Annotated in this window: 29 protein-coding genes and 1 pseudogene; 3 read left to right on the plus strand and 27 right to left on the minus strand. The window is 35.5% G+C overall.

Annotation, left to right across the window (positions count from 1 at the left end; all coding sequences use genetic code 11):
* Nucleotides 1-290: 290 nt before the first annotated feature.
* The 24 genes from ABWU56_RS05360 to ABWU56_RS05475 all read right to left on the minus strand — a co-directional run bounded on the left by ABWU56_RS05360 (nucleotide 291) and on the right by ABWU56_RS05475 (nucleotide 18445).
* Nucleotides 291-1775, minus strand: a complete 1485-nt coding sequence (locus ABWU56_RS05360) for a recombinase family protein (RefSeq protein ID WP_265028114.1) — start codon at nucleotides 1773-1775, stop codon at nucleotides 291-293.
* 9 nt (nucleotides 1776-1784) lie between these two features.
* A complete protein-coding gene (locus ABWU56_RS05365; protein WP_264687084.1) occupies nucleotides 1785-2216 on the minus strand; it encodes a DUF2924 domain-containing protein in 432 nt (143 codons plus the stop codon).
* A 4-nt stretch (nucleotides 2217-2220) separates the two neighbouring features.
* Nucleotides 2221-2670, minus strand: coding sequence for an ankyrin repeat domain-containing protein (locus tag ABWU56_RS05370; RefSeq protein WP_265028113.1), 450 nt, complete (start codon nucleotides 2668-2670; stop codon nucleotides 2221-2223).
* A gap of 25 nt (nucleotides 2671-2695) precedes the next feature.
* Nucleotides 2696-3391, minus strand: coding sequence for an ankyrin repeat domain-containing protein (locus tag ABWU56_RS05375; RefSeq protein WP_265028112.1), 696 nt, complete (start codon nucleotides 3389-3391; stop codon nucleotides 2696-2698).
* 168 nt (nucleotides 3392-3559) lie between these two features.
* Nucleotides 3560-4714 (minus strand): phage tail protein, encoded by a 1155-nt coding sequence (locus ABWU56_RS05380; protein ID WP_353275403.1) that lies wholly within the window; start codon nucleotides 4712-4714, stop codon nucleotides 3560-3562.
* Nucleotides 4714-5514: a baseplate J/gp47 family protein gene (locus tag ABWU56_RS05385; RefSeq protein WP_353279576.1), complete on the minus strand. Its 801-nt coding sequence runs from the start codon at nucleotides 5512-5514 to the stop codon at nucleotides 4714-4716. The genes ABWU56_RS05380 and ABWU56_RS05385 overlap by 1 nt, the downstream gene beginning before the upstream one ends.
* A gap of 2 nt (nucleotides 5515-5516) precedes the next feature.
* Nucleotides 5517-5852: a GPW/gp25 family protein gene (locus ABWU56_RS05390; protein ID WP_353275406.1), complete on the minus strand. Its 336-nt coding sequence runs from the start codon at nucleotides 5850-5852 to the stop codon at nucleotides 5517-5519.
* 2 nt (nucleotides 5853-5854) lie between these two features.
* Nucleotides 5855-6109, minus strand: a complete 255-nt coding sequence (locus ABWU56_RS05395; protein WP_012481797.1) for a PAAR domain-containing protein — start codon at nucleotides 6107-6109, stop codon at nucleotides 5855-5857.
* Nucleotides 6106-6570 (minus strand): phage baseplate assembly protein V, encoded by a 465-nt coding sequence (locus ABWU56_RS05400; protein WP_353275408.1) that lies wholly within the window; start codon nucleotides 6568-6570, stop codon nucleotides 6106-6108. The genes ABWU56_RS05395 and ABWU56_RS05400 overlap by 4 nt, the downstream gene beginning before the upstream one ends.
* A complete protein-coding gene (locus ABWU56_RS05405; protein ID WP_353275410.1) occupies nucleotides 6557-7030 on the minus strand; it encodes a hypothetical protein in 474 nt (157 codons plus the stop codon). Before ABWU56_RS05405 ends, ABWU56_RS05400 begins: the two co-directional genes overlap by 14 nt.
* Entirely contained in the window at nucleotides 7027-7539 is a 513-nt protein-coding gene (locus ABWU56_RS05410) for a phage tail protein (protein ID WP_353279580.1), read from the minus strand. Before ABWU56_RS05410 ends, ABWU56_RS05405 begins: the two co-directional genes overlap by 4 nt.
* Nucleotides 7532-7849 carry a hypothetical protein gene (locus ABWU56_RS05415; protein WP_264685669.1) on the minus strand — a complete coding sequence of 106 codons (318 nt, stop codon included), beginning with the start codon at nucleotides 7847-7849 and terminating at the stop codon, nucleotides 7532-7534. Before ABWU56_RS05415 ends, ABWU56_RS05410 begins: the two co-directional genes overlap by 8 nt.
* A 96-nt stretch (nucleotides 7850-7945) precedes the next feature.
* Complete coding sequence (locus ABWU56_RS05420; RefSeq protein WP_265028110.1) at nucleotides 7946-8950, minus strand: major capsid protein; 1005 nt, start codon at nucleotides 8948-8950, stop codon at nucleotides 7946-7948.
* Between the two features lie 24 nt (nucleotides 8951-8974).
* The gene (locus ABWU56_RS05425; protein ID WP_265028109.1) at nucleotides 8975-9343 is read right to left on the minus strand and encodes a head decoration protein; all 369 of its coding nucleotides are present in this window, start codon (nucleotides 9341-9343) and stop codon (nucleotides 8975-8977) included.
* Between the two features lie 77 nt (nucleotides 9344-9420).
* The gene (locus ABWU56_RS05430) at nucleotides 9421-10461 is read right to left on the minus strand and encodes a S49 family peptidase (protein ID WP_265028108.1); all 1041 of its coding nucleotides are present in this window, start codon (nucleotides 10459-10461) and stop codon (nucleotides 9421-9423) included.
* Nucleotides 10458-11864: a phage portal protein gene (locus tag ABWU56_RS05435; RefSeq protein WP_265028107.1), complete on the minus strand. Its 1407-nt coding sequence runs from the start codon at nucleotides 11862-11864 to the stop codon at nucleotides 10458-10460. Before ABWU56_RS05435 ends, ABWU56_RS05430 begins: the two co-directional genes overlap by 4 nt.
* 128 nt (nucleotides 11865-11992) lie before the next feature.
* Nucleotides 11993-12190, minus strand: coding sequence for a type II toxin-antitoxin system RelE family toxin (locus ABWU56_RS05440; RefSeq protein ID WP_237350101.1), 198 nt, complete (start codon nucleotides 12188-12190; stop codon nucleotides 11993-11995).
* Nucleotides 12191-12283: 93 nt separating this feature from the next.
* Nucleotides 12284-12571 carry a hypothetical protein gene (locus ABWU56_RS05445; RefSeq protein ID WP_143688829.1) on the minus strand — a complete coding sequence of 96 codons (288 nt, stop codon included), beginning with the start codon at nucleotides 12569-12571 and terminating at the stop codon, nucleotides 12284-12286.
* Nucleotides 12572-12610: 39 nt separating this feature from the next.
* A complete protein-coding gene (locus tag ABWU56_RS05450) occupies nucleotides 12611-12844 on the minus strand; it encodes a gpW family head-tail joining protein (protein WP_143688830.1) in 234 nt (77 codons plus the stop codon).
* A 1-nt stretch (nucleotide 12845) separates the two neighbouring features.
* Complete coding sequence (locus ABWU56_RS05455) at nucleotides 12846-14675, minus strand: phage terminase large subunit family protein (RefSeq protein WP_265028106.1); 1830 nt, start codon at nucleotides 14673-14675, stop codon at nucleotides 12846-12848.
* Nucleotides 14672-16144 (minus strand): ankyrin repeat domain-containing protein, encoded by a 1473-nt coding sequence (locus ABWU56_RS05460; protein ID WP_264377055.1) that lies wholly within the window; start codon nucleotides 16142-16144, stop codon nucleotides 14672-14674. Before ABWU56_RS05460 ends, ABWU56_RS05455 begins: the two co-directional genes overlap by 4 nt.
* 3 nt (nucleotides 16145-16147) lie before the next feature.
* The gene (locus tag ABWU56_RS05465; protein ID WP_114517343.1) at nucleotides 16148-16627 is read right to left on the minus strand and encodes a hypothetical protein; all 480 of its coding nucleotides are present in this window, start codon (nucleotides 16625-16627) and stop codon (nucleotides 16148-16150) included.
* Between the two features lie 29 nt (nucleotides 16628-16656).
* Entirely contained in the window at nucleotides 16657-17868 is a 1212-nt protein-coding gene (locus ABWU56_RS05470) for a DNA modification methylase (RefSeq protein ID WP_265016893.1), read from the minus strand.
* A 109-nt stretch (nucleotides 17869-17977) separates the two neighbouring features.
* Nucleotides 17978-18445: a crossover junction endodeoxyribonuclease RuvC gene (locus ABWU56_RS05475; RefSeq protein WP_264376456.1), complete on the minus strand. Its 468-nt coding sequence runs from the start codon at nucleotides 18443-18445 to the stop codon at nucleotides 17978-17980.
* A gap of 626 nt (nucleotides 18446-19071) precedes the next feature.
* Here ABWU56_RS05475 and ABWU56_RS05480 point away from each other — a divergent pair.
* The 3 genes and pseudogenes from ABWU56_RS05480 to ABWU56_RS05490 all read left to right on the plus strand — a co-directional run bounded on the left by ABWU56_RS05480 (nucleotide 19072) and on the right by ABWU56_RS05490 (nucleotide 19960).
* The gene (locus ABWU56_RS05480; RefSeq protein ID WP_264376457.1) at nucleotides 19072-19353 is read left to right on the plus strand and encodes a hypothetical protein; all 282 of its coding nucleotides are present in this window, start codon (nucleotides 19072-19074) and stop codon (nucleotides 19351-19353) included.
* Nucleotides 19295-19616 (plus strand): annotated as a pseudogene (gene rhuM / locus ABWU56_RS05485) (RhuM family protein). Before ABWU56_RS05480 ends, rhuM begins: the two are co-directional and overlap by 59 nt.
* A gap of 47 nt (nucleotides 19617-19663) precedes the next feature.
* A complete protein-coding gene (locus ABWU56_RS05490) occupies nucleotides 19664-19960 on the plus strand; it encodes a virulence RhuM family protein (protein WP_264376582.1) in 297 nt (98 codons plus the stop codon).
* A gap of 1110 nt (nucleotides 19961-21070) precedes the next feature.
* On the opposite strand, the gene ABWU56_RS05495 is transcribed toward ABWU56_RS05490, so the two are convergent.
* From ABWU56_RS05495 to rho, 3 genes are all read right to left on the minus strand, one after another.
* Entirely contained in the window at nucleotides 21071-23197 is a 2127-nt protein-coding gene (locus ABWU56_RS05495; RefSeq protein WP_265028105.1) for an AAA family ATPase, read from the minus strand.
* A gap of 121 nt (nucleotides 23198-23318) precedes the next feature.
* Nucleotides 23319-24082 (minus strand): IS5 family transposase gene (locus tag ABWU56_RS05500; protein WP_353281091.1). Its coding sequence is split into 2 segments (ribosomal slippage): nucleotides 23319-23728 and nucleotides 23728-24082, totalling 765 coding nucleotides; the frame shifts between segments, so codons are not numbered across the junction.
* A gap of 251 nt (nucleotides 24083-24333) precedes the next feature.
* Nucleotides 24334-25740 carry a transcription termination factor Rho gene (gene rho, locus ABWU56_RS05505; RefSeq protein ID WP_264378026.1) on the minus strand — a complete coding sequence of 469 codons (1407 nt, stop codon included), beginning with the start codon at nucleotides 25738-25740 and terminating at the stop codon, nucleotides 24334-24336.
* Nucleotides 25741-25931 lie beyond the last annotated feature (191 nt).

Below are 25931 nucleotides of genomic sequence, written 5' to 3' on the forward strand. Positions count from 1 at the left end.
ACTATTAAAATATGCAGCTAAAATTGGATACATTTTCTACCATTGTCGTATCTAGTCTGTTAAAATCTTCAATATTTATATTGATATCTTCGCATAATTAGGTGTCAACTTTTGTAACATTGATTTACTTTTCTATATCAATCTCAACATCTTTTGGTATGGTCCTTGATTCCTCTATATCAACTGCAGTAGCGGCAATTTGGCTATTTTTCCTATTTCTCAGCAATACCTTTCAATAGTTTTTGGTGTTTTCAGTTTCTCTCCTTTTGTTCTTTTTATAAATGGTGTAATTACGCCCCTAATCCATAAAATTTCTCTAATTGCTCACCCCACAGCATCGGTATTTCTCTTAAATCCACTAACCTCAAACCCCTTGGCTGCCTCCCATTTACTATATCTTCTTTAATTTTTGGTGCTAAATAATTTAATCTTAAAATTTGTTGTATACGTCTTGTACCTATATTAACTTTAGCACTCAGCTCTTTTATATTTGCGTATTTTCCTTCCTCTAGCTGACGTTTCCATAGGTGAGCCCTCACCACTGCTTTTAGCAATGCATTATTTGTTTTTCCTTCTGGCTCGATTACTGTGCATTTATTTCCTTTCTTCTTTATTGATATAAATTTTTCCTCTGATTCAGAACATAACTCTATTCCATCCTCTCTCACCAATACTGCTTTTATTAACTTTTTCACTACTTCTTTCTGCTTTCCAAAGCTTAAATTTTTCCACTCTTCCGCTTTTTCTCCCCGTTTTTCATATAATTGCTCTGCTTCTTTCATCACTTCTTTTTCTATTTCTCCAGCTACTATAGTTCGATTTACCGATTCACAATTTTTCCCTCCTAGATGATTGTTACATACATAGTATCGATACCTTTTATTCTCTTTTTTCGAGTATGTCAGTGTCATATTTACATCACAGCTCTTGCACTTAATTATTCCCTTTAGCAGCGCTTCCTCATATTTTGCTTTTCTATATGGCTGATTCTTTATTAACTCTTGCGCTTTTTGCCATTTTTCCTCTTTTATTATTGCTTCATGCTTTCCCTCATACTGTTTGTCATAATGCCTAATTTTTCCCATATATATTGGATTTGTTATTATTCTTCTCACCGTTGCCTTTTTAAAGATACCTGATTTCGTCCGGTACCCTTGGCTGTTTAACTCTCTTGCCAGTTCTACCATTGACTTCAGCTCTATATACCTCTCAAATATATGTTTTACCAACTTTGCTTCTTTTTCATTTATTATTAATTCCTTATCTTTCACATCATACCCAAGCGGTAAAGTTCCACCCATCCATAATCCTTGTTCTTTTGATGTTGCTATTTTATTTTTTACTCTTTCCACTATCATTTCTCTTTCTAGTTGTGCTGCTCCTGATAACACCGTTTGTACGAACTTTCCCATTGGCGTATTATTGTCAAATATCTGCGTTACTGCTACAAAATTTACTCTATGTCTTCTAAAAAATGACGTTACTTCGATGCTGTCTTTTGTTTCCCTTGATAACCTGTCTAGCGTATATACTACTACACAATCTACTTCTCCTCCTTTAACATCTTCAAATAACTCCTTTATTGCTGGTCTTTCTAAGTTTTTTCCTGAATATCCGCCATCATCGTACCTTTTTGCCAATGCTACCCATCCTTCTCGGCTTTTTATATATTTTTCACATGCTACACGTTGCGCATCAAGACTATTAAACTTTTGTTCTAGACCATCTTCATTTGATTTTCTCGTATATATTGCACATCTTACTTCTTTTAGCATTCTCTCTCCTCAATTTCCACTTTTGTCACGCATCCCGAATAATAAAGGTCCGTTGTAGCTCATTCCCATTATTTTCCCGGCTACTGCTGACAATGACGTAAAAAATTCTTCTCTGTAGATTAAACCCTTATCTGTTACCATTACCGCATGCGTCTCTTCCCCTCTCTCTAATATTAATTCTGTCCCTTCTACTGGTAATTTATCGCTACTTATTCTTTTTCCTTTCTCTAGCCGATCTGCCAGATACTCTAGTCTTTTTGTCCCCTTTCTTGACATTTCTCCATACGCTTTTTCCTGCATTCTATAAGCTAATCTTGGTATCAGATATTTCTTTGAGTATCTAGGCGCCTCTTCCCCATATACCTTCTTCCATATTTTTCTCATTTCACCCAAAGGTTTTTTCTCTAAATTCATTACTTTCTTTTCTATTTCTTTCTCCATATTTTTAGCCCTTCATAAATAGCTTTTCAATTCTGTCTATTTCTTTCTTCAATATTTCAGTGATCTCCTTACTGTTTTTCGCATAATCCATTGCTGTCATTCCAAATTTATCCGCTTGTTCTATTTCTCCTCCAGCCTTCACTAATTCTTTCACTATCTCTTTTTCGCCTATCATGCATGCAAGGTGCAGCGATGTGCATTTATTTCCATATTCTTCCGCATTTACATTCCCTCCTGATTTTATCAATTCCCTCACGATTTCTAGACGTTTCTCCGTTACCGCTAGGTGCAGTGCTGTGTATCCTTCTACATCTTTAGCATTCACATTCGCTCCTTTTTCGACTAATAATCTCACTGTTTTTGCGTCTACTGCATAATGTAGTTCCCTTTTCGTCTCTTTCTTTTTAAATGAGCTCTCTAATAGAGATTTCTCTTTCTTACCAAGCTTTATCATAATCTACCCCTACCTTTCTTTAAACCTAAGCCTTCCTTTTCACCACCTCATCTATCATCTCATTTACTTGGCTGATTATCTTGCTTGCTAAATTTTGACATTCTTTCTTTATTAACGATTTGTCTCTCTTCCTTATTTCTTCTATCTCTATTATTTTTAACTCTGGTAAATAACTCCCATTCAACATGTCTGCTATTTCTCCCACTAGCCCCTCTATTCCATAGCACGTCAGTTCTCTACTTTTTGTTATTCCTCCTTTTTCTCTCAAAAATTTACTTGCCTTTTCACTCTCTTTGCTATCACATAGGCAATACTTTTCACTTTCCCAGATGTAATACATTGGTGTTGCACCATACTTATTCAGTTGATTAACTTCAGCTCCTGCCTTTACTAGCTCTTTTATTATTTCAACTCCTGCTCCTCCTATTTTGCACGCAGAGTGCAGTGGCGTACATCCAGTAACATATTGAGTGGCATTTACTTCTGCTCCTTCTCTTAGCAGCACTTTTACATTTTCTAAGCTTTTCGCAAATACTGCACAGTGTAGTGGCGTATAACCATTTTTATCTCTTGCATTAACCTCTGCCCCTTTTTTTATTAATAATCTCACTGTTTTGTAATCAGAGATTTCTACTGCTTGATGCAAGATCGTCTCTCCTTCTTCATTTCTTTTATTAATATCGTTACTTGATACTTCTTTAAAAAACTTGCTAAAACTCATTTCATACCTCACAAAATTAGCTTTTCTAGCGCCAGACAAATTTCTTATATTTACCTGCTGCTATTCAAGTCATGTCCTTTTTAGCATGAGAAAGCAAGTCCTTTTCTTTTTATTTCATACACTTTAAACTATTATTAATATAATATATGAGGATCTAAATATAAGTATTTAACTTATTACACATATTACTTGACTATTTTTCCAACTTCTGTGCAAATGTCGATGTTCGTGCCATTTCAGTACTCCCGGGTAAAACACTAAAATGTGCTTTTCTAATTCGTGTATTGAGTCTTTTTGCTCTGAATCATTTTTATAGTAAACATTGTGTTCTGCTATAACGTATCCTACTATTTTCTGGTCAATGAAATTCTTTGTTTGATAAAAATGAGTGACGCTAAACCTTTCTAAAATTGGCTTGTGTTTTAAATTCCAACGTTGCCCTGAAAGTTTATCGTTTCCCAATACAAATTTATTTCCTTCTTCTTCTATTCTACCAACCGGAAAACAGCTATTTATTTCTCCTAATTTCCAGCTATCTGACAGTACAATCTGCGCTTTTGCAAATTTAATCGATGGTAATAAACTCTGTGGTAATGGATATAGTGCTTTTAAGTTGTACCACTGATGACTTCTTTCATAAATGCCTTTATAATCCCTTGTGTGAGTCTCTGTTTCTCCAAGTACTGCTACATCTAGGCGATATATATCATTGCTTAAAGCTCGTTCATAATGATCGCGTAGATAGTTTTCTATAATCCTAATAACTGGACCACTAGACCTGAAAAAATTTACTCTTCCAAACGATAACACTGGTCCATCTTTTTCTATTTTTACCCCTGAATAATCAGAAAGAAGATCTCCAAATAAACTCTCATCCAATATAAATCTCTGCGCATTATAATAATCGTTAAAAATCCTCATCAATCTGGATCTTACAGGCAGTGATAGTTTTGCCAGCTCTACTACTGCATCTACAAAAAAGTCATTTGGCACATCCTTTATTCCAATTTGCAGCTCAAAAAAATGTTTTCCAGGCGGTTCTTCAATAATTGTAATCTCATCTATATTTGCCCATTTTAGAGCTATTTTTAATGATGTTAGCGTTCCTCTAACTCTTTGAAATTTTACTCCTTCTGTTACAGCCTTTTTCTTATCCTTCACCCAGAATAAAATTTCTTCTAATCCATATTCTTCTATTATCCATGGTAATGTTTCTTCTTTCAGGTTGAACTTAAACCCTCTTATACAGCTCGAATCTACTTTATAATCTATTGCTTCAACTATTCTACGTTCTTGTTTTGTTGCATTTGGTGGTAGAAGCATTAGTTTTTACCTATAAATTCAATATTCAAAGTTTTCAATATAGGACATTCATTTCCTCTAATTACAACATCCTCTTTTGGCTCTATTAATTCCACATTTTCTACACCATCTACAAATAGATTCGCTATTATCCATGATTTTGTAACATTCCATCCCAACCTTCTACTTGCTTCAAACTTCTCAATAAACTGCTTCTTGATTTCCTCTTTCGATATCAGAGGACTTATGCTCATTCTGCTGTGAATATCTATTTCCGTAATATTGCAACCAATTACTGTTACTGTATCTGTTAAAACCCTTATATCATCTCTGGTAACCTGCTTTTTTACAATTTCAAGTAGGTCTTCTGGCACTGTGGATAACTCTGTGGATAAAATTGAGATCTCTACACTTCCTGGCACTTTTGACTCAACCAGCGCATCCTTTACTTTTTTATCTGATGACAGTGCATGATATCTATAATATTCCTTACTTCCTCCTGTTGACCACCCCTTTATTTTTGTTTTGATTCTTTTTCTAAATCGTTCGTCCTCTTCTTCTTTCTGCCTCTCCACTCCATAAAACTCAGCTAAGTTATCAAGATCTTCTCCCGTTGCAAATTTAAGTAAATTACTCTCTACTGCTTCATTTATTCTTTCTCTGAGCAAAAGTTCTCTCCACGCTGCTACTTCTAATATCTTCATTGCTGGGTCACTTTCAACTAATGCTGTAAAACTTTCATCTCTATTTACTAACTCTTCCTTCATTCTCGAAAAGATTTCTTCAAAGCTCAGTGGTTCGATAATATTTAGCTGCTGCATCTTTAAACTACAATTCCATCAAAATGAATGTTTTTCCCGCTTGGTAAGTATAATCCTTCTAGGTCAAGCGTTACTTTTCCTTCTTTCACCTCTGTCATTTTTACTTTTTCTAGCTTAAATCTTTCCTCCCACTTTTGTAGAGCTTCTGCTACTGCTGCGTAGATTTCTAAAGTTAAATCTCTATTTATTGGCTTATCTACCAACTCAAATAGTCTTGACCCATAATCTCTCCTCATTATTCTACTGTTAATAGGAGTGGTCAGTATATCAATTATTGATTGTTTCAGATGTTCTATTCCTTCTAATTCTTTTCCTGTTTTAGCATCCATACCCTTCATTTCTATTTTGCAAAAACGCTTTCACTGCCTTTTATTACTTTAAACCCACATGAAACTATATCTCCTACTCTTCCTACACTAAGACCATTTGCAAACACTGTTTTTGATCCTTGAATCATTACTTTTCCTTCACTAAAACTTTCTCCTTGTCTACATATTGACTTACCGTTTACAAAAACATTGTTACTCCCACTAATGCAGAAATGTGGTATAGCTTCTCCACAGTAGTCTCCTAACCTCACTATTCCTTTGTTCAATTTAAGTCGATCCTTTCTGCTTTCAGTTTTATTCCACTTTTTGTCATTTCTATACTTGATCCCCCAGCTTTCAGTGTTATTTTGTCCACTACTTCAATCTCTAAATGATGCTTCTCTTTATCATATAACAGTCTTGTTCCATCCTGAAACTTCACACTATTTATTTCTTTTTTATTCTCTGGTGCAGGGTATTTTTCCTGGTATATCCCTCCTAACACTACTCCTAATGATAATTCACCAAGAGGAGAAAATACCATAACCTGCTCATCAATATCTGGAGGAGACCAATCTCTATCTTTTCCTGCTTTGCTTGTTATCCATGGTAAATAATCTGTTAAAAATTCTCCTATTTTCACTCTTACTTTTGCTTTTTCATAGTCTATTTCTTTAACTAGGCCTATACGAATGATATTCGCTACTTTTCTATTTAGCTCTGAAATTGCAAAACTATGGTCTAACATGCACTTCACCTATCTCAATAACATGTGGCATTATGCCAGTTGACCATACTGATTTACCCGCATGCACTTCATGAGTCCACTCCACTAACCACACTAAATACGCATCCAATTCTGGCCTAAATCCGTCAATTTCTGCAGAGATAAATTCTCCTGGTGAAACACTCTTCACGTTCCAAGTATTTTTATTTACTACTCTTGCTACTTCTGTAGCTAATGTTCTAACAACTACCGAGGAATCCTCGACTGTTCCATCAACTACAACCCTTGCTTCAAATCTTGCTTTTAGCGCTAATTCTTCTGTTCCAGGATCTTTTCCCGATTCTAAACTCACAAGCTCTACAAATACCGCTGGCGCTAATAATTCTTTTCTTATTGCTGGATAAATTTCACATGTCTGTATCGCTGATATTTCTCTCTTCAACGTAGTACAAATTTTATCATGTAAATCTTTCAAATTCATCCTTTATAGCTCAATTCACGTTCAAAAAACTTTGTAAAGACTTTCTCAACCTCATAATTAACAAGATTTCCTATTATCCTTGAAGCCTCAGGTTCGAGTGGCAATTTAACTTCCTTTATTGGCAATGCTGCTCTTCCTTCACGTTTAAAAGCTCCTTTATAACCTCTTGGCATTGTTGCAGTAAATGCTCCTATAAACTCATGATTTCCTGTTTTCGTACCTCTTTTTGTTTCTCTCATACTGCCAATAGATGAAGCCCTTACATCATACAAGTTTGCTCTTATTAAAACCTCTAACCTACCTGCTTTCGCTTTAAAGATTAGCAACCTTTTTCTCATTACCGTTAATTTTATCTTCTTTTCCTCACTGATTTCCTTAGCTGCTTGCGCTTTTAAACATAGTGCCGTTTTGTTTAACGCTTTTATAGCTGCCAGTTTTATTTTCTGCTCTTTTCTTTCAACATTGGAGATTATTTCATTAATATTGTTACTAGTTTTTATATCAAACACTTTCTATTGCCTCAATTTTTAATATTTTACCTGAAGAATCTTTCAACGGTGGTTCAAAAATCTTGTAGAACCTTTTTTCAATCTTGATATAATCACCTATGCTAAAGGAAGTAACGTCCTGATCACGTATTTCTACAGAAGCAATTTGCTGAGTTAATGCTCCATCTGCACCTAGAGAGTACGTAGTCTCAGGACGTTTTATTAGCACTTTTATTCTACGAATACCCTCCTTATTTCGATTACAATATATGGCTTCCACTCCTAGATGCTTAAAACAATCCTCCAATAATCGCTTAATATTCTCTTGCATATTTCTTTTTGATATACTAACCTTTACATGCTAAGAAAGCGCATACCGGTAGAGTCGTTCTGTGCCTCACCAACTTGTAATTACTCTACCAGTATGTTATGCTATAGCGACTTTTACTAATACGCCAGGTCTATGGCACATTGGCAATGGATTTGACTGCGTATGTAAATCTGTTCCTCTATCAAATCTTCTTGGCTCTTGTTTTGCATAAAGTGGTTGTCCTAGTGTGTTTACCGTTTCATTAAAATCTGCTGGTGCAAAATATGTCGTAAATGTGCTTGCTGTTCCTACTGGAAAACAGTGCCCTGTATCTTTCTCAATAAATCTTCTCACCGTTCCTTCAGGGTCAGTTGCTTGCCCTCTATATTCCTCAAATGTTATACCACAAAACGTAAATCCTGACCTCATATCATTTCGAAGCGCTGCTCCTTCTTGCCATCTCTCGTATGCTTCTTTCACTTTAGTATGTGAAGTTAGTGCATCAAAAAACTCAGGGCTTACCAAGGCATGAACTCCTGTCATGTATTCACCACTTAGATTATCTTCTATATGCCGGAGTACTTCCAGACACTTACGTTTTACATCAGTTGTTGCTGTTCCAAGGGCAAAATTTACTACTTTTGGTGTTATTTCAAATTCGTTGTACAGATTTAATAATTCACTGCCATCTGCGTCTAGAATAATCCCTTTCAGCGCTCCCATTCGCAAATGCTCTAATGTTATTGCATGTTTGTTTCTCATCAATTGCAAATGATCGGTTATTACATCTGCCAGCGCTTTCAGTTCACTCTCTGATCCAAATGCTCTTATTCCCTGTACTTCTTCTGGTAACACTACATCATCATGAGGAATATGTGGAATCGTAAATGTTCTTACTTTTCTTTTTCCTCTTTTTCCTACTGTTGCTGGTGCTCCGGGTAACTGCGTTGGTAGTAAACTTAACACTCCGTTGTGTTCTTCTATCGTAATATGTCTAAATCTTACTGACCTACTTGGAAACAAATTTAAATTTTCAACACGTCCATAATTTATCGGCAATATATTCATCGCATTTGTTAGTGCCGTCATGCTAAATGCTGTATTTGTAAATGGATTTTGCATTCTTTTTCTCCTTATTAATTTTAGTTAAACTCCCTTGCGGATAATGATCCCTCGTCCTTCAAGTTGCTTTATTGCTGCAGCTTTCTGCTCTTCAGTGATATTTGCTGGCCATACAACTGCATGATCTGCTAGCATTGCTATACGCGTAATGATTACTGCTTTGGTGTTTTCCGTTGCGTTTATATCGCTTGTTATCACACCTATTGCTGTTTGTGTACCATCTGTGGCAGTTGGATTTATTATCTTAATCATGTTATCTTTATCGAGAGCCACTACTGTACCAAGTTTTAGATTTTGTCCCTTTGCTACTGTTATCTGATCTCTTGAATATAGACTTGACACCTCATACTTTAATAGGTCACCAAGATTATTTTGTTCGCTTATACAACTCATAAAATTTCCTCATTTATTTTCCCCTTTAGTTTTACCGCCATGTTTATAATTGTTGTACGCGGCAGTTATAAAAAAACTTAAATACTTGATTGTGCTCTAGCTTTAGCTACTTGTATCATCAAATCTTCTCCTGAATTCTGTGGTATTGCACTCAGTATCTCTGTCTTCTTTGTTCTCTCTGCAAGTAATTCCATTAAAACTTCCCTAGCTTGCTCAACACTTACACTTTGCTCAATAAATTCTCCTATCTTTTCTGGCATCTTCGATAAATTACATAAACGTATTAATTCAAGAACTTCAGTACGATACTTGGTTAAATTATCAGTTTCTAGGTCATTTGTAGTTTGTTCATTCATAGTAATACTCCTGTTTTTATTAATAGATGAAAGAATTGTCATTCCGTCTGCAAGGCCTATTTCTATTGCTCTCTCGCCAAAATATAGCCCTGCTTCTGTATTTTTTATTGCTTGTACAGAAAGTCCTCTGTTACGTGCTATAAGTTCAGTCAGAATTTCATATAAGCGATTTACTTCCTCCTCTAAACTTTTTAAGCTTTCTGAACTTATCGGCTCATGTGGATTTAAATCATTCTTTCTCTTGCCTGTAAAAATAGTTGTGTATTTTATTCCACATTTTTCATCAAACCCACTTTGATCTATATGACTTGCTATTACTCCTATACTCCCAACTCCTGAAGTGCGGGTGAGAAAAATCTTTTCAGCGCTAGAAGCTATAGCATATGCAGCAGAGTACGCATCATCGTTTGCTATTGCCACAATTCTCTTTTTTGCTCTTGCACTGTAGATAAAATCAGCTAAGTCGAAAATACCGTTTACTTCTCCTCCGGGACTATCTATGTCCAGTAAAATAGTCTCTATACTACTATCTTCTAATGCTTGCTTTACTTGTACTTCTATTTGCTCATATGATGTCATCCCGAGCATTTCATCAAACGCACCCGGTTTTTTAGTTAAAATTCCATGAATTGGTATAATTGCAGTTCTTTCTACGTTACTTTTGATGGAGTGATTTTTGAAAATTGGCTGTTTTTCTTTGTATAGCGATAGTAGCTCAAAACTCCTTGGTTCAAGCATTAATGGCTTTCCTAGCAATATCATAACCCTTTGCAATCAGAGTCAAACATTAAATTGAGACTATTTGCACGCTTTTGATCTTCTGCTATTTCTTGGTCAATTTCTTCTACATCGTAACCCATTTCTGATACTACTTCTGAGCGACTCTTGAAGCCATTTCTTACTGCCATTTGCTGTGCTTGCTGGTCTTTCAGTGGATCTACCCAATCAAATCCCTGTGGTATCCATTTTACTTCTTCTTTCGCTGCTTTTACTACTTTTTCATCTATACTCAGTTCTCCACAAAGTACTGCTAACTCTAGCCATTTACTCCATACTGGTCTGCAAAATTGAAATACCATAATGTTATGTTGCAGCATAGCACATCGACGACGAAACTCTATTAATCCTGCTCGAATGGATGAATAATTAACACCTGTTAAATCTCCTGTTAGCTGCTCATATGTTATTCCTGTACCTATTGCTATTGCCCTCAGTTGCTGTCTCATGAATGCTTCATAACTTCCTCCTACATCAGATGGTTCTGAAAATTTTATGTCCTCTCCTGGGTCTAAAAGTTGCATAGTTCCAGGTTCTAGGCCAGATAGTGCTACTCCTTGCTCATTACTTTCACCTTCTCCCATGATATTTGCCTCAGGGTCAAGTCTCGTAATAAACCCTGCAAACATCGCTGCTGTCTTTTTTCTTACTAATTCTGCATCATCGTATTGATCAAGCTCATAAAGCTTCAGCAGTATATTAGAAAGCCAAGGTTCCCCTCTAATCTGACCAGGTCTTAATGGTCTATAAATATGTAAAACATCATTTGCTGGCACTCTCACTGATTCTCCAAACGTACTTTCACCAGGGTGTTCTTTAAATAGGTAATATGCCTCTCTTTGCCCAAGCCTGTTAAACTCAATGCCATTACGGATTATGTTACCATTTGCTAAAGTTTGATTTGTTTTATTATCTAAATGTTCAGACTCAAGTACTTGCAGTTGTAGCGGTACAGAAAATCTATCCTCTAGCTTTCTCGTTCTTAAACGTACAAAACATTCTCCTCCCTCTATCATACTTCTGCATATCAGAGCTTGTAATCCATAAAAATCACTTACTCCGCTACTGTCTGCTTCATCTGTCCATTTTAGCCATAATTCTTGCACCTTCTTTCGAAATTCTCCATCTCTTGCTTTTGATTGTGGTTTTATTCCTGTTCCAATAGAGTTACTTACTATTGTATCAATGATATTTGCTGCATATGGATTTTTTCTCACCATATCACGTGATCTACTACGTAAAGTTTCAAGGCTTTGAGACAGCAAATTGTTTATACTTCCTAACTCTGGTTGAAAGTGAAAAAATCTTCTTCCTGAACCTGCTGCATCCCATGCTGAGCTTTTGATTTTTGGCTTACTAAATAGTTGTTTGAACGATTTTAATAGCATTTTGCCTCTTTGATTATGCAGCAGTTTGTTGCGCAATTTGACATTAAAAAATTACAGCAAGCTGCTGGAGAGTCTGGCTGTTAACACTTTATAAATTATGCATGAGGCTCTTGCACAAATACCAACGCTTATTCTGGGCTGCGTTCATAAATGTCCTTCCGATGTCCCATTGCAGTAATAGTTACTGTGTGTTTTGAGTAATTTATCCTATAAATTACACGATAATCACTTACTCGTATCCTAAAATACCCTTTGAATTCATGCGATAATGCTTTACCTATTGCTTTAGGGTTGGTTGCAAGACGACTATCTACAGCTCTTCTCACTCTAGATCTTATCGTTCGTGGTAATGCAAGAAAATCTTCCTCAAGAACTTTTTTTGAATAGATAATATCGTATCTCAGCTTGTATCTCCACCTTTAGACTGTTTTTGCAGATAATATTCTATTCCAATCTACATCCTCACTTCTAATTTCTTCATCACCTCTAGCATCACGCTCAAGAGAAAGCTTAGCCAACTTTATATCTACTTCATCTATTTCATCATCTTCTTCAGATAATTTACTTGCTTCAATTTCTTCTTCCACTAGGTCCTTTACAACCTCTTCTATAGTTCTATTTTGAACTTTTGCCATTTCTATAAGGTAGTGAGCAAATTCCCCCTCAAAATTTACATTAACATTAAGCCTTTCTTGACTTTGATCCATATTTTAACTAGAAAATACCAATTTTAAACTATAACATTTTTACACAATTTTGTCAATTCCCTTACTTGTCGCAATCACAATTCTTCTCTTCGGTCTCACACCTGCAACTTTCAGTTCAGCCTTAATACGTTGCCGTAGATTCAGCAGGTCATTTATCTGAACTTCAGCATATCTCACCACATGGTCACCATATGCAATTGATACTACTCGCTCTCCGCTTTGCAGTTTTTTTATCGCTTCTTCGACTTGACTTAAATATTCCTGATTGTACATTTTACTTCTCATTCAACCATTTACTTTGTCTCACTTTTTTAGGCTTTTTACTTTCCATTTTTCCACTCAAACTATTCCACTTACTCTCTGGCCATCTGTCTATTCCCAGTGCTATCGATGCTGCTCTTGCATAAATCCTACAGTCTAATACTTCATTTCTTTCTCTTACCTTTTGCCACTCCTGTTTGGTGTATCCTTTTACTACCTTGCTGACTAATTGCTCTGCCGTTAGCTGCTTAAAATATTCAGGTGCATACTCCGGAAAATGACAATATCCAGGTAGAGCTTTTCCCTCTTCTTCTTTCAAAATATTAAGTAATTGAAAAAGCTCTGACTTTAATATCGATACTCCCACTGGCCAGAGCTTTATTCCTCTCTTTAGCTTTTGACCACCAACTGTTATATCTACTCTACTTGGGCTGCTAAGTGGTACTAGTGCTTTATTTACACCTTTGACTGCCATTACTCTTCCAGATCCTTGATGACCTCTTACCCAGTTGTATACTTCTTGCGTTGCATATCCAGCATCTACCGCCATCATGCTTATCATATATTCAAGCCCATTTTTACCGATAAAATGATGACTCAGAAGCTCCGAAAGTTTTCCCCATACTTCTCCTCCTCCTGTATCTCCTTCAAATACTCGGTAGTCTATTGACCAACTTTCACGGCTTTTTCCCCATGCTACAACTTCTACTTCTAAACGATCTTTTTGGACATCAACTCCTGCTGTGAGAACTACTTCGCCTTTTGGTACTGTGCCAATTTGAAAAAATTCTCTTCTGTTAAATAATTGCTTCCAGTCTGGTACTTCTCCTTTATCTACCCAAGTTTCTCCAAGCGTAGTATTTATCCAAACCTTCAGTAATTGTTCACTTTCTTTGGCATGGAGAAAATCTTCTACTGCTTGTTGCCAACTATACCAGCCAACTGGACTATAAAGACTTGAAAGATGAAATCCTTTTTTCTCACCTTTTACTCTATTAGTAGGTCTCCATTCTCCACGATCTAGCATCTCTGTCTTTTGATGATTTTCTATCTTTTCACCACATTCTATACATATATAGTGTGCTGTTCTTGAGTCGTTATTTTCCCATTTCATTTGTGACCATTTTAGAACTTGATAGTAATTACAATGCGGACATGGTACAAAAAAATATCTCTTATCTGTTGCTTCAAATTCTTTCTCAATTCTGCTTATTCCATGAATCGTTGGTGTTGATACTAAAAAAATCTTTCGTCGTGCAAATGTATTGGTTCGAGCTATGCTGAGCAGTACTGGATCTCCTTCTCCTCCTGAATCTCCTGGATAGGCATCTATTTCATCAAGAAAGAGATATTTTACTGGCATAGATCTCAGTGCTACACTGCTATTTGCTCCGGTTATTACTACTATTCCACCTGGAAATTCCTTACTTTGTACAGTATTCCCTGAATCTCTTGATCTTGGGTCTTTTACTTTACTTTTTAAACATGGTGTACTTTCAATCAGTGGCGCAAATCTTCCTTTTGACCAACGCTTTCCCATTTCAACTGTTGGCTGTACTACTAACATTGGACCTGGTGTTTGATCTATGATATAGCCTATCCAATTGTTACCAGCTTCTGTTCCACCAATCTGCGCTCCTTTCATGAATACTATTTTCTCCGCTGGAGAAGATGGAGATAGTGAATCCATGATTTCTTTTAAATAAGGAGTTCTTTCCGTTCTCCATTTACCTGGCTCTGATGCTGCAGTTGGCGCTAAAACTCGATACTCATTCGCCCACTCTGATACTTTAAGGTGCGGATCTGGCCTTAAACCTTCAGAAAAAGATGTAGCGTATATCATATTGCTAGCTCTTCACCATCATTAGATGATACTTCAACATCACTTAAAATAGAACTGCACTCACTTGTTTTCTCACTTTCGAGTTCAATAAACATTTTCTTTTCAAGTGCTTCTTCTATATACTTCTGAATTAAATTACTCATTATTATTGCAGCTATGAGCGCAACTATTCCCACCATTACCGCAGCTATAATGTTAGCCACTATCGCTATTGCGCATATTGTTATAGTGACACAGATGATATTGGTATATTTCTTTATTTTTTTGTCTGCTATTTTCCTTTCTTCAAAATATTTATTGCTCAATAAATGAAATGTTGGAAAGTTCTTCTGTCTTCCAAATAACACTATTTCTTTCTCTTTACTCAGTAGTTCTATTAATTTTGCATTGTTCGTTATTATTGCATACTGAAAAACATCCGTGGCATCTGCTCCTCTCTTTAGCAACAACTTTACTACGTTAAAGTGACCATGCTTTGCAGCAACATAAATTCCCGTTTTTCCACTCTCATCTACAGCATCTATTTCAACTCCTTCACCAAGAATACCGTCTATTAGGTCTTCATATCCTTTTCTCGCAGCTAAATGAAGCAAACTGTTTTTATCAGCTCCGTATCTATTACTTGCTAAAATCTTTACTATATCTAATCTATTTGCTTCTTTTGCATAACAAAATGGTGTCTTGCCATTATCATCCTTAATTAAAGGATCTATATCCTCTCGGGTTAGTAATACTTCTACTGTTTTAAGTCTTTCAGCGTAATGTAGTGGTGTTTTATTTTCATAGTCTTGTAAATTAACTCCAGCATTAGGAACATTTATTAAGCATCTTACAATATCTAAACATAAGTCTCTTTCGTCGTAATTACTGCTACTTATAGCTACGTGCAAAGGAGATAATTTCATTGCATTTCTGCCGCTACCAGCTATATTGACATTCGCACCAAGATTTGAAAGTAATTTTACTACTTCTAGCTTCTTGTTGTTTACTGCATAATGCATTGCTGCATGATTTCTCACGTCAAGAACATCTTTATCCGCATTTCCTTCTCTAATTAAAATTTCTACTATTTCTTCATGTCCAGCTCCTGCCGCTAAGTGTAATGGTGTATGTAGTAAAGCATTCTGCTCATTAACATTAACTCCTTTGTTGAGTAAAAACCTTACAGCATTTGCTTCATTCAACATCGCAGCTAAATGAAGTAAGCTATCTTTCTCCAATCCATATTTGTGATTGATTAGTGCTTGTAATATCTCTTCTCTTGCACAAGAGAGCGCACTTTTACCATCATCATCAGTGATCAGTGGATTAATATTTTTCCTGTTCAGTAAGAGTGCAACCATACCAAACTCGTTAATTTCTACTGCATAATGCAGCGGTGTCTTTCCATTTAATCCTCTAACATTTACATCCACTCCTTGCTGATTAATGAGACACTTTATTAATTCTAAACTTAAGTTAGCAGACATTATTTAAAACTTAATATTAGATAATTCTTGTAATGAGTTTGTAATCTCTTCAGTTAGCGCCATATGAATCTTTTCAGTGTCACTCAGTGATGCAAGTAGTGCTGAAACTCTATTTGGAATATTAAGCAAATTATTACGGACAACTCTTGCTACGTTAAATGCATCGCGCTTTACTTCCTCTACTGCTACAAGTTCTCCTATCTCAGCCTTAGCTTTCGCCTCAAGTAGTTTACCTCGTTCCATTTCATTTTTTATTCGAGTTTTTAGCAACATCGTGGAAAGGTTACTTGTATTTTCGTTTTCTGGATTTTTCCTCCTCAGTGGCTGACTTGGATCTCTTATTGCCGCTACTGCTTCATTTGCTTGTTCTCTATTGATCAAACCATCCTCCAACTCAACTATTCCTTTTTTTACTAAATAACAGACATATTGCTTTGAAACTCCTAGTTCTTTTGCCCATTCCGTTTGTGTGATTTTTTCCACTCTTTTCCTCCTCTCTTTATTGCTCCTTTTTACGAATTTTCTTCTTGAATTTCTGCAAAAGTTTTACCAGTACTGGCTAAAAGGGCATCTCTTCCGGTATATATTTGCCAACGTTTTATGGTTACATCTACAAATTTTGAATCTAACTCTATTGTCCTACAAATTCTTCCTGTTCTCTCACATGCAATCAGTGTACTTCCAGAGCCGCTAAATGGATCAAGAACTATGTCTCCTGATCTGCTGCTGTTTACTATCGCTCTCTCCATTAGCTCTACTGGCTTCATCGTTGGGTGCAGTGAGTTATGTGTTGGCTTATCATAAAACCACAGGTCACTTTGATTTCTACCTCCATGCCACTCACGTTTATTGCCGCTTTTCCATCCATAGAGCATTGCTTCGTATTGTCTTTGATAATCTGATCTGCCTAGCGTAAAATGATTCTTTGCCCAAATGATAAATGTTGACCATTTTCCTCCTGCCTCCTCAAATACTTTTTGCAACGTTGAAAACTCTGATGATGATATGCAGATGTAAATTGCACCTTTCGTATATGCTAAAATGTGGGAACAGATATCGTAGAGAAAAAGTTCGTACTTTTCACCTTGATTATCGTTTAATATTTTTTTATCTTGGCTACCACCATAATCAACGTTATATGGAGGATCACAAACAGTAATGTCTGCCATTTTATCATCTAACAGCGCTTTATATGATTCAACTACAGAGCTATCACCACAATAGATTCGATGATCACCTAAAATCCAAAGATCACCTGGTTTTGTTATTTCTACCCTTTTTTCATCACCAACCAAGTCAGAAAAATCTTCTTTTTCACTATCTAAATCATCAAGGAAATGTTGAACTTTTTCTAATTCAAATCCTGTCATTTTAAGGTCAAACTGCAAATCTTCTAATTCTTGAATTTCCACCTTCAAAAGATCATCGTCCCACTTTGCCCAATTAGCTGATTGATTTGCCAGTAATCGAAAAGCTTTGGTTTGTGGTTCATTTAGATTATCACTTAAGACCACTGGTATACTTTCCATACCAAGTTTTCTTGCTGCTTTAAGTCTTAAATGACCATCAACCACAGTTCCATCGCTTTTTGCAACTATTGGTATACGAAAGCCAAATTCCCTGATTGAAGCACACATTCTATTTACTACGTCATCATTTTTACGAGGATTACGCTCATATTCAACTAGGTTTCGAGTAGGATAGTAGTGGATTGCTAAATTCATATAATTGCTATACTAATTAAAAAGTTAATATTCAAAATATCTCTGACGCTAAAGAAGGCCTGGGGTCAGCACCACCAAACCCGCCAGTATGGCTGAAAGGACCCACTTTTTATGGATTTTTCGTCTTGTTAATATCTTTACTAATATAGAACATTAATGCCAAAGCATCAGCCTCATTATCATCTCGAGGTGAAAAACTTTTTTCACGTATCGCTTCAATAACTTCACTCTTACTTGCATTGCCTTTGCCTGTGATAAAGCGTTTTATAGTTTTAACATTAACACCTTGGTAGGGAATATTGTTCTCTTCACACCAAGCAGACAGCACTGCAAGAAAACCACCATAGCAATGAGCTGCATCAGTTCCTAGATGTCTTCTTACTTCTTCAAAATACACTGCTTCAATGTTTGAGAACTTTTCCTTCATTTCATTTAGCCAGCTACGAAATTTTAAGAAGTGCATTCCACCTCCGCTAAACCGGCTACCATGAAAACTTTTGCTTCCACTTTCAATTACTCCATCTGTTAGAATTGCCCAGCCCATTTGTTTGCCGAGGTCCAGTGTTAAGATTGACATTTGCTATTATTAAAATTACAAGTAGCACTTACTCCAAAATATCGTCTGGTTTCTGCAAAATACACTAGCAATTCATAGGTTTTTGTAGGCCAACAACGGAAATTCGAGAATTATGTGCTACTGCAGAAAGTTGTTTTCTTATTATATATATTCACCAAAATTACGAAAACTGTTCAATTTTTTTTGCAAAGGATAAAAATCGTGTTAGACTTACATGAAGATTTGTTCTATAGTAGTAAGGTTACTAAGAATGCCATTTAATTAAGTTTTAAAGGGTGCTACACTCGTTCTTTTACGCAGTGCTATATTTTAGCATCCATCTTTAAAATGAAGTTTTTACCTCATCTAAAAAAATACAAGTATGCTCAATGTTTGTTTGCCGAGTTTTGAATTGACACTTAAAGCTTTTGTATTTGAAGCGCATCCACAAACTATAGCCCTTCTATTATATATATACCGGATTTCTTACTACTTTTTCCGGGATTTTCTAAAAAAAAGTTAAAATAATTTTAAAACTGCTTATCAGCTAAAGAATAAAGCAGATAGTCCTCTATTTTTAGAGTTTTACAGTTGCTTGTCTTTTTTACAAATAACCCATATGCTACTTGAAGTAAGGTAGAGTAGATATGACAATAAATGGGAACGAAATTTTATTATATACAACTCCAGATGGAGATGTAAGAATTGATGTTTTGTATCGAGATGAAAACATTTGGCTTACACAAAAAAGAATGGCGGAGTTATTTGGTGTTAACATTAGAACAATTAGTGAGCACTTACAGAACATATTTGCTAGTCAAGAGTTAGATAAAGATTCAGTTATCCGGATTTTCCGGAATACTGCTGAAGATGGTAAACAGTACCCTACACAATTTTATAATTTGGATAGCTATTGGTTATCGAGTTAATTCTAAAAAGGCTACATCTTTTAGAGTATGGGCTACGAAAATTTTAAAGATCAAAGGATTTGCATTAGATAGCGAACGGCTAAAAAACGGCCCAAAGTTTGGCAAAGACTACTTCAATGAATTACTTGAAAAAATCAGGAGCATCCGAACGTAGGTTTTACCAGAAGATTACTGACATTTATGCTGAATGCTCTGCAGACTATGATCCAAATTCAGAAATAACAAAACAATTTTATGCAAAAGTACAGAATAAATTATATTGATGGCCTAACTGCAGCAGAGCTCTCGAGTTGACCACAAAAAACCAAATATTGGGCTAACTACATGGAAAGATGGTTCTGGCAACAAAATTCATAAGAGTGATGTGAGTACTGCAAAAAACTACTTGACTGAAAAAGAGTTGAGTGCATATTGTTTCCTAGATTATGCGGAACTTCAAGCAAGAAAGCATCGGCTAATAAAAATGCAGAATTGGGTTGAAAAGTTGGATGCATTTCTATTGTTCAATGATTATGAAGTACTTAAAGATGCTGGTAAAGTTAGTGCTGAAGTTGCAAAAGCTCTAGCTGAAGGAGAATACGAAAAGTATAGAGTTATACAAACATGAATCTGACTTTGATGAATTAAGTAAAGAAAGTGAGAAAATAACTACAACAAAAACCAGCTTGTAGTTGAGCTATCTGTGTTTGATATCTTGTCTATCACCTTTTGTTTTAATTTCAAGGGGGGTGAAAAATTGTCCCCACCCTTTAGAAAGCCCCGTATCTCTGCTTTTTATCTACCAATAATATAGTAGAAATATAAGTCTTTGTCTCCATTATACTAGATAAACCTGGAGACGTAAATAAATAAATTTTGATCTTTGTCTCCATTTTAAGGTAGCTTCTGTTTCTTCTTTTATAGCAGCAACTCCAAACTTTTTTCCTTTAGATTCATCTACAAATTATTTATAGAGATTACCTAAAAATTCAACTTAAGAGTTTTAGATGAAAATAGTTATATTTCAATAAGACCTCCAAAATAACCAGCTCTGGTGATATATATTCACCGAAATTACAAAAACTGTTCACTTTTTTGAAAAAGTATTTTACAATAAATAAGAAATATGATAAAATAAGGTGAGGTTTTTTGTAGCAAGTAAAAGTTTAAGGTAAAAGATAATTTAGAAATGCCTCATAATCGAGTTTTAAGCTGCCTTACATAAGTAACTTAGTTCTTGGTAGTATAATTGTACCCTGGAGTCGTATAATCACTTTAAATTCGCACTAAATGCAATTGCCTCAAGGTTGTATTTTTTTCATTAAATTTAAGTAATGTTTTGTGGTAATCTCTCTAGGTCTTCTTCATTTCTATTTATCCAATATATTTTATATTTATTATTACTGTTATTATTTATTACTATTATATATATATAATATATAAGGGTTTTAGGAAGCTAGAATCCGCCTCACTGGCTGACTTTAGACATGTGGTTTCTAGGAACGCTTTTAGGAACGTAGGCAAAAAAGCTAGCTCTCACGCAGAATTTAGATTCCTGATTTCTAATTACTGATTTAGGAACCTAGGAATTAGGAATGTAATACAATCATTGATGGTGCTATTTCTTAAGTGCTAAGTTCTAGTTGAGTGGATGTAAATTGATAGTAGCTATATAGATTGAAATGGCAATAGAGAAAACTGGGTAAACTCTAAAATATTTTTACCCATAAAAAAAAACTTATCCTAACATTAAATTTTCCCTATAGCTAAAATCTTCAGCTCCAAGAGTGAATTTTCCTATACCACAAGCAAATGGTCCAGTTGGAATGTCAAGCCACTTATCCTCTCTTGAACCTGTAGACATCACTTTAACTAACTGCTTTACCTGCAAAAGTTCCTGTACCATACGCTCTAGTCTATCCCTTCCCATGCTGTGAAAAACTTCAGGTAGTCTATGGCGTTGCTTATATACTCCTGTGCTTCCTGTGTGAGTAAATGGATGCCCTGAAGCAGCAGATCGTGTAACTGCATCGATAAGACATATTTTAAGGTCTTTTTCACTAGCATTTTTAACTGTTAGTTGTATTGTTATATCTTCTAGTAGCCCTGTTTCCTGATTTCTTAGGTAAGTTCTTACAGTACGATCAGCTAACCCATTGGCCTTCACAACTGCCCCATGAAATAAAGCATTCTGTCTTGGTGTTTCTCCTACTGCCTTAAAGATCTCTAGCCTAGCTGTATTTTCTATTGGCCAAAAAGCGTATGAGCATCTAACACCATTAACAAGAGCAGAGGTACCTCTTATTGCATCTCTTGCTTGTTCAACAGTTAGTATAGGTTTTTCTCCCTTTGGTTTTCTCATGTGGTGAGCAGTAACAATTGAAGCTCCAGTACTATTTGCTAGATCAGACAATAGACACATCAGATAATCCCCTACAGCTGGGTCAGCATTTATATCTGCATGGATAAATGAAGCAAGTGGATCAAATACTATCAATTTCAGATCTTTAATTTCCTCGAGCTGTTTTATTATAGATTCGAATTCAGGAGAAACTTCGACAACTTTACCACGAACGTTTTTTAGTATTGTAAGTGATCCTCTGACGTTTGGCAGTGGTACAATAAATAGTTTGTCTTTATATTTTAATCTTTCACATTTAGGGTCAAGTCGTTCTAAGCGGCGATGTACTTCACCTGCATCATCTTCTGCTAAAAAGACTACCACTGATCCATGTTCAGTCACAAGCGAACCAAAACCACATATTTGATCTGTATCATTTACAACTTTGAGAGCCAAATCAAGTAGCAGCATTCCTTTTCCTGTGTCTCCCATAGCAGCAACTATTGAAGTAACGCCCAAAGGAAATATCCCTTCAACAAGAAATTTTTGCTCTGGTACTGGACCTACAAAGCGCTCTGCACTCCAATCTAAAATATTAAGTGGCTGTTTTATGGGTCTTTCTAAACTTTTCATATTTGAAGTATCAGTAGTTGGAATATCAGTAGCAGGTAAATTTATACATGGAGTTGAAGTTAAAAACTCTTTGACATCTATACCTTCCTCTACACAATCTGCAGCATCCCAGCCTTTTGTTTTATTTTGTGGAATATTAAGAACAACAAGTGATTCAACTCCGATTTCTAAAAGCTTTTTTTCAGCATTTTTAGCATATTTCTTACCTGCTTCATCATTATCTGGCCATATAATAATGTGTTTACCTTTAAGTGGAGTCCAATCAGTTTTCTCAATAGGTGCATTTGCTCCAGACATCGCTGTTGTTGCAGTTATTCCCTTCTCTATCAGCGCTTCTGCACATTTTTCCCCTTCCACCAGAACAATTTTATCAGACTTTAAGATTTCTGGAATATTATATAGAGGCCTTATTTCTGGTGATGCAAACTTAGATTGTTTGATATCAAAAGGCTTGTATACTTTTTTCTTTCCAGGAGGATCAGAACGATAAACTTTTACAATCACCTGACCATTTTCATCATAATAATTCCAACTTTGGGTAATAAATTTCTCGAAGTCTTCATCAACATATTCTCTGTATTTTTTATTATTTCCGAGCCATTCACTTATTGAAGCCATTACCTCAGGAAACTCTGTCCTTGCATTCTTTCTATGCACAGCTGCCCAAAGGTCGATAATGTCACCACCTTCTCCAGTTGCAAAATCATTCCATAATCCTGCTCTACTGCCACTTAGTTCTACTCTTAAACTTTGTCCTTTGTTACCATGCACATCACCTATTCGAAATTCATCACCATGAAAGGTCCCATTGGGGAAAAGGTAAGAAAGACAAGATCTTAAATTCAACAATAGTTGTGCTTTAATCTCTGGAACATTGTATGAAACACTCATAATTAACCTTTAAATTCGGAGTCTTGTTCTATATATTCACCGGATTTACAAAAACTGTTCAGTTCGTAGGTGCATTGTCTGATCAAAGTTTTGAGTGTCTGAGAACCTGTCTTGAAAGGAGTTAATTGGCTAATTTAGTAAGCATAGAAGTAATCATATTAAATAAGATATTGTTTTTTGAAGTAAGAGGAGAATGTTCGTAATCCTTGCTCATGCGTCTAAAATTGGAAAGCCAGGCAAAGGTTCGTTCTACAATCCAACGTTTAGGAATAACTTGAAATCCTGTATCAACCAATTTCTTGGTAATCGTTAGCAAACATCCAGTTTCCAACAAACATCGATTTTGTAATTTACCTTTATACCCTTGATCAGCAAAAAACCTACGTAATGTTGGAGCTTTGCATTTAGCTTGAACAAAAAGATTGGTAGCACCATCACGGTCCTGAATGCTTGCGCTGTGTACTTCTGCAGTAATTACAAGACCTAGTGTATCTACAATAATATGACGTTTTCTACCCTTTATTTTTTTACCGGCATCATATCCTCTTGATCCCCTTTTTGAGTCGTTTTCACTGATTGACTGTCAATTATACCTACTGAAGGTGTTTCATTTTTGCCAACCATTTTTCTTACCTCTTTTACTAGCATGTCATGTATTTTTTTCAATTTTCCATTATTACGCCACCTGAGAAAATAGTCATACACCGTTTTCCATGGAGGAAAATCTTTTGGTAGCATTCTCCACTGGCAACCACCCCTCATTATGTACCTTATTGCATTAATAATTGTTCTTATGTTATGTTTTCTTGGTCGTCCTATCGCTCCTTGTGCAACATAGGGCTCTAAAATTTCCCATTCCTTGTCACTTATATCACTTGGATACAACTTACCCTCCTATTTTTTGCTTACCTCATCATACTCTTTTCTTCATTACCTTTCAAGACAGGTTCTAAGTGGCTGACACTGGAAAATCGATTGTAAATAAACTGACTACATAAAATTTTTGATCAAAATCAGTACTATAAGTTGGAATAGCAACTTAAGGTAGATTGCCAGCTTAATACATTTTGATAAATCCAAATTATTTTAGCTATAAGAGAGCTTTGCTTTTTTGCTCCATCAGAATTGGCTTACTTTTAGTGATTCATGGAGTTAAAAAAGTCAGCATTGCTCTTTGTTAAAAGTAGTTTGTCACGTAAAAACTCCATTGCTTCAACAGATCCCATAGGGTTAAGTATCCTACGCAATACCCATATTTTATTTAGTATGGCCTTATCAACTAATAGCTCTTCCTTCCTTGTTCCGGATTTTGTAATATCAATAGCAGGGAATATACGTTTATCAGCAAGTTTTCTATCTAGTATAATTTCAGCATTACCTGTGCCTTTAAACTCTTCAAAAATAACATCATCCATTTTTGAACCAGTTTCTATAAGGGCTGTAGCGATGATTGTCAAAGAACCACCATTTTCAATATTACGAGCTGCTCCAAAAAAGCGTTTTGGTCTTTGCAGCGCATTTGAATCTACACCACCGGTTAGAACCTTTCCAGACGAAGGAATGACTGCATTATAAGCACGTGCAAGGCGAGTTATAGAATCAAGCAAAATCACTACATCTTTTTTGTGTTCAACCATTCTTTTAGCTTTTTCTATTACTATTTCAGCAAGTTGGACATGACGGTAGGCAGGTTCATCAAATGTAGAGCTTACCACTTCACCCTTTACAGAGCGTATCATATCTGTTACCTCTTCGGGTCTTTCATCTATAAGTAATACTATTAGTTCTATTTCAGGATGATTTGTAGCTATAGAGTGAGCCATTTGCTGAAGCAATATCGTTTTTCCTGTACGAGGTGGAGCAACTATCAATGCTCTTTGTCCTTTTCCAAGAGGTGTAACTATATCTACAGCACGCATGTTTATATCTTTTTTATTATCTCCGCTACTGTTGTTTTCAAGGATGAGGCTTTTTTCAGGATAAAGTGGAAGCAAATTATCAAAATGTACGTACTTTCTTAATTCACTGATTTCAGTAGAGTTTATACTGTGAACCTTAGTTAAAGTAAAATATCTTTCTTTATCACCAGGTGGCCTTATTTCTCCACATGCCATATCTCCTGTACGTAAATTAAACTTCTTTATTTGGCCATTGGAAATATAAACATCATCGGTACTTGGAGCATAATTTGCACTTGATGAACGTAAGAAACCAAAACCATCAGGCAATATTTCCACTACTCCACTTCCTGTGGTTATGCCTCCTTCTTCACTCATTTTCTTCATTAAACTGAATATCATTTCCTGTTTTAGCATCCTGCCATTGCCTTTACCACTAGTTGAAATTTTTCTTTCTTCAGCTAGCTCTAACAATTCTTCTGCTGTTTTCTCTTTCAATTCGCTCAGGTCCAATGTTTTCTTGTTTTTTTCAGCACCTTCACTGGTCATTTGTTTTACTGCGTCAGCATTATGAATTTGTTCGCTTTTTTCAGGTTGACCTACAACCTCTCCTTTTGCTAAGACATCTTCATTGATTGTTGTCATAATCCTCCAAAAATTTTAATTGATGCTTACTAACCTAAAATGTGAATATAAAACAATAAATTAGGCTGAGCTAGTTTTTAGTGCGTATTTAGACTTAATTATTATTAAACTAGATACTTTACTTACATTATACTGATAAAAACTAACAAGTCAAGTCAATTTAATATTAACAAAGTACAAGAATTTGAGAA

The organism is Wolbachia endosymbiont (group B) of Horisme vitalbata (assembly GCF_964028625.1).
In the GTDB taxonomy this organism is placed as follows: Bacteria; Pseudomonadota; Alphaproteobacteria; order Rickettsiales; family Anaplasmataceae; genus Wolbachia.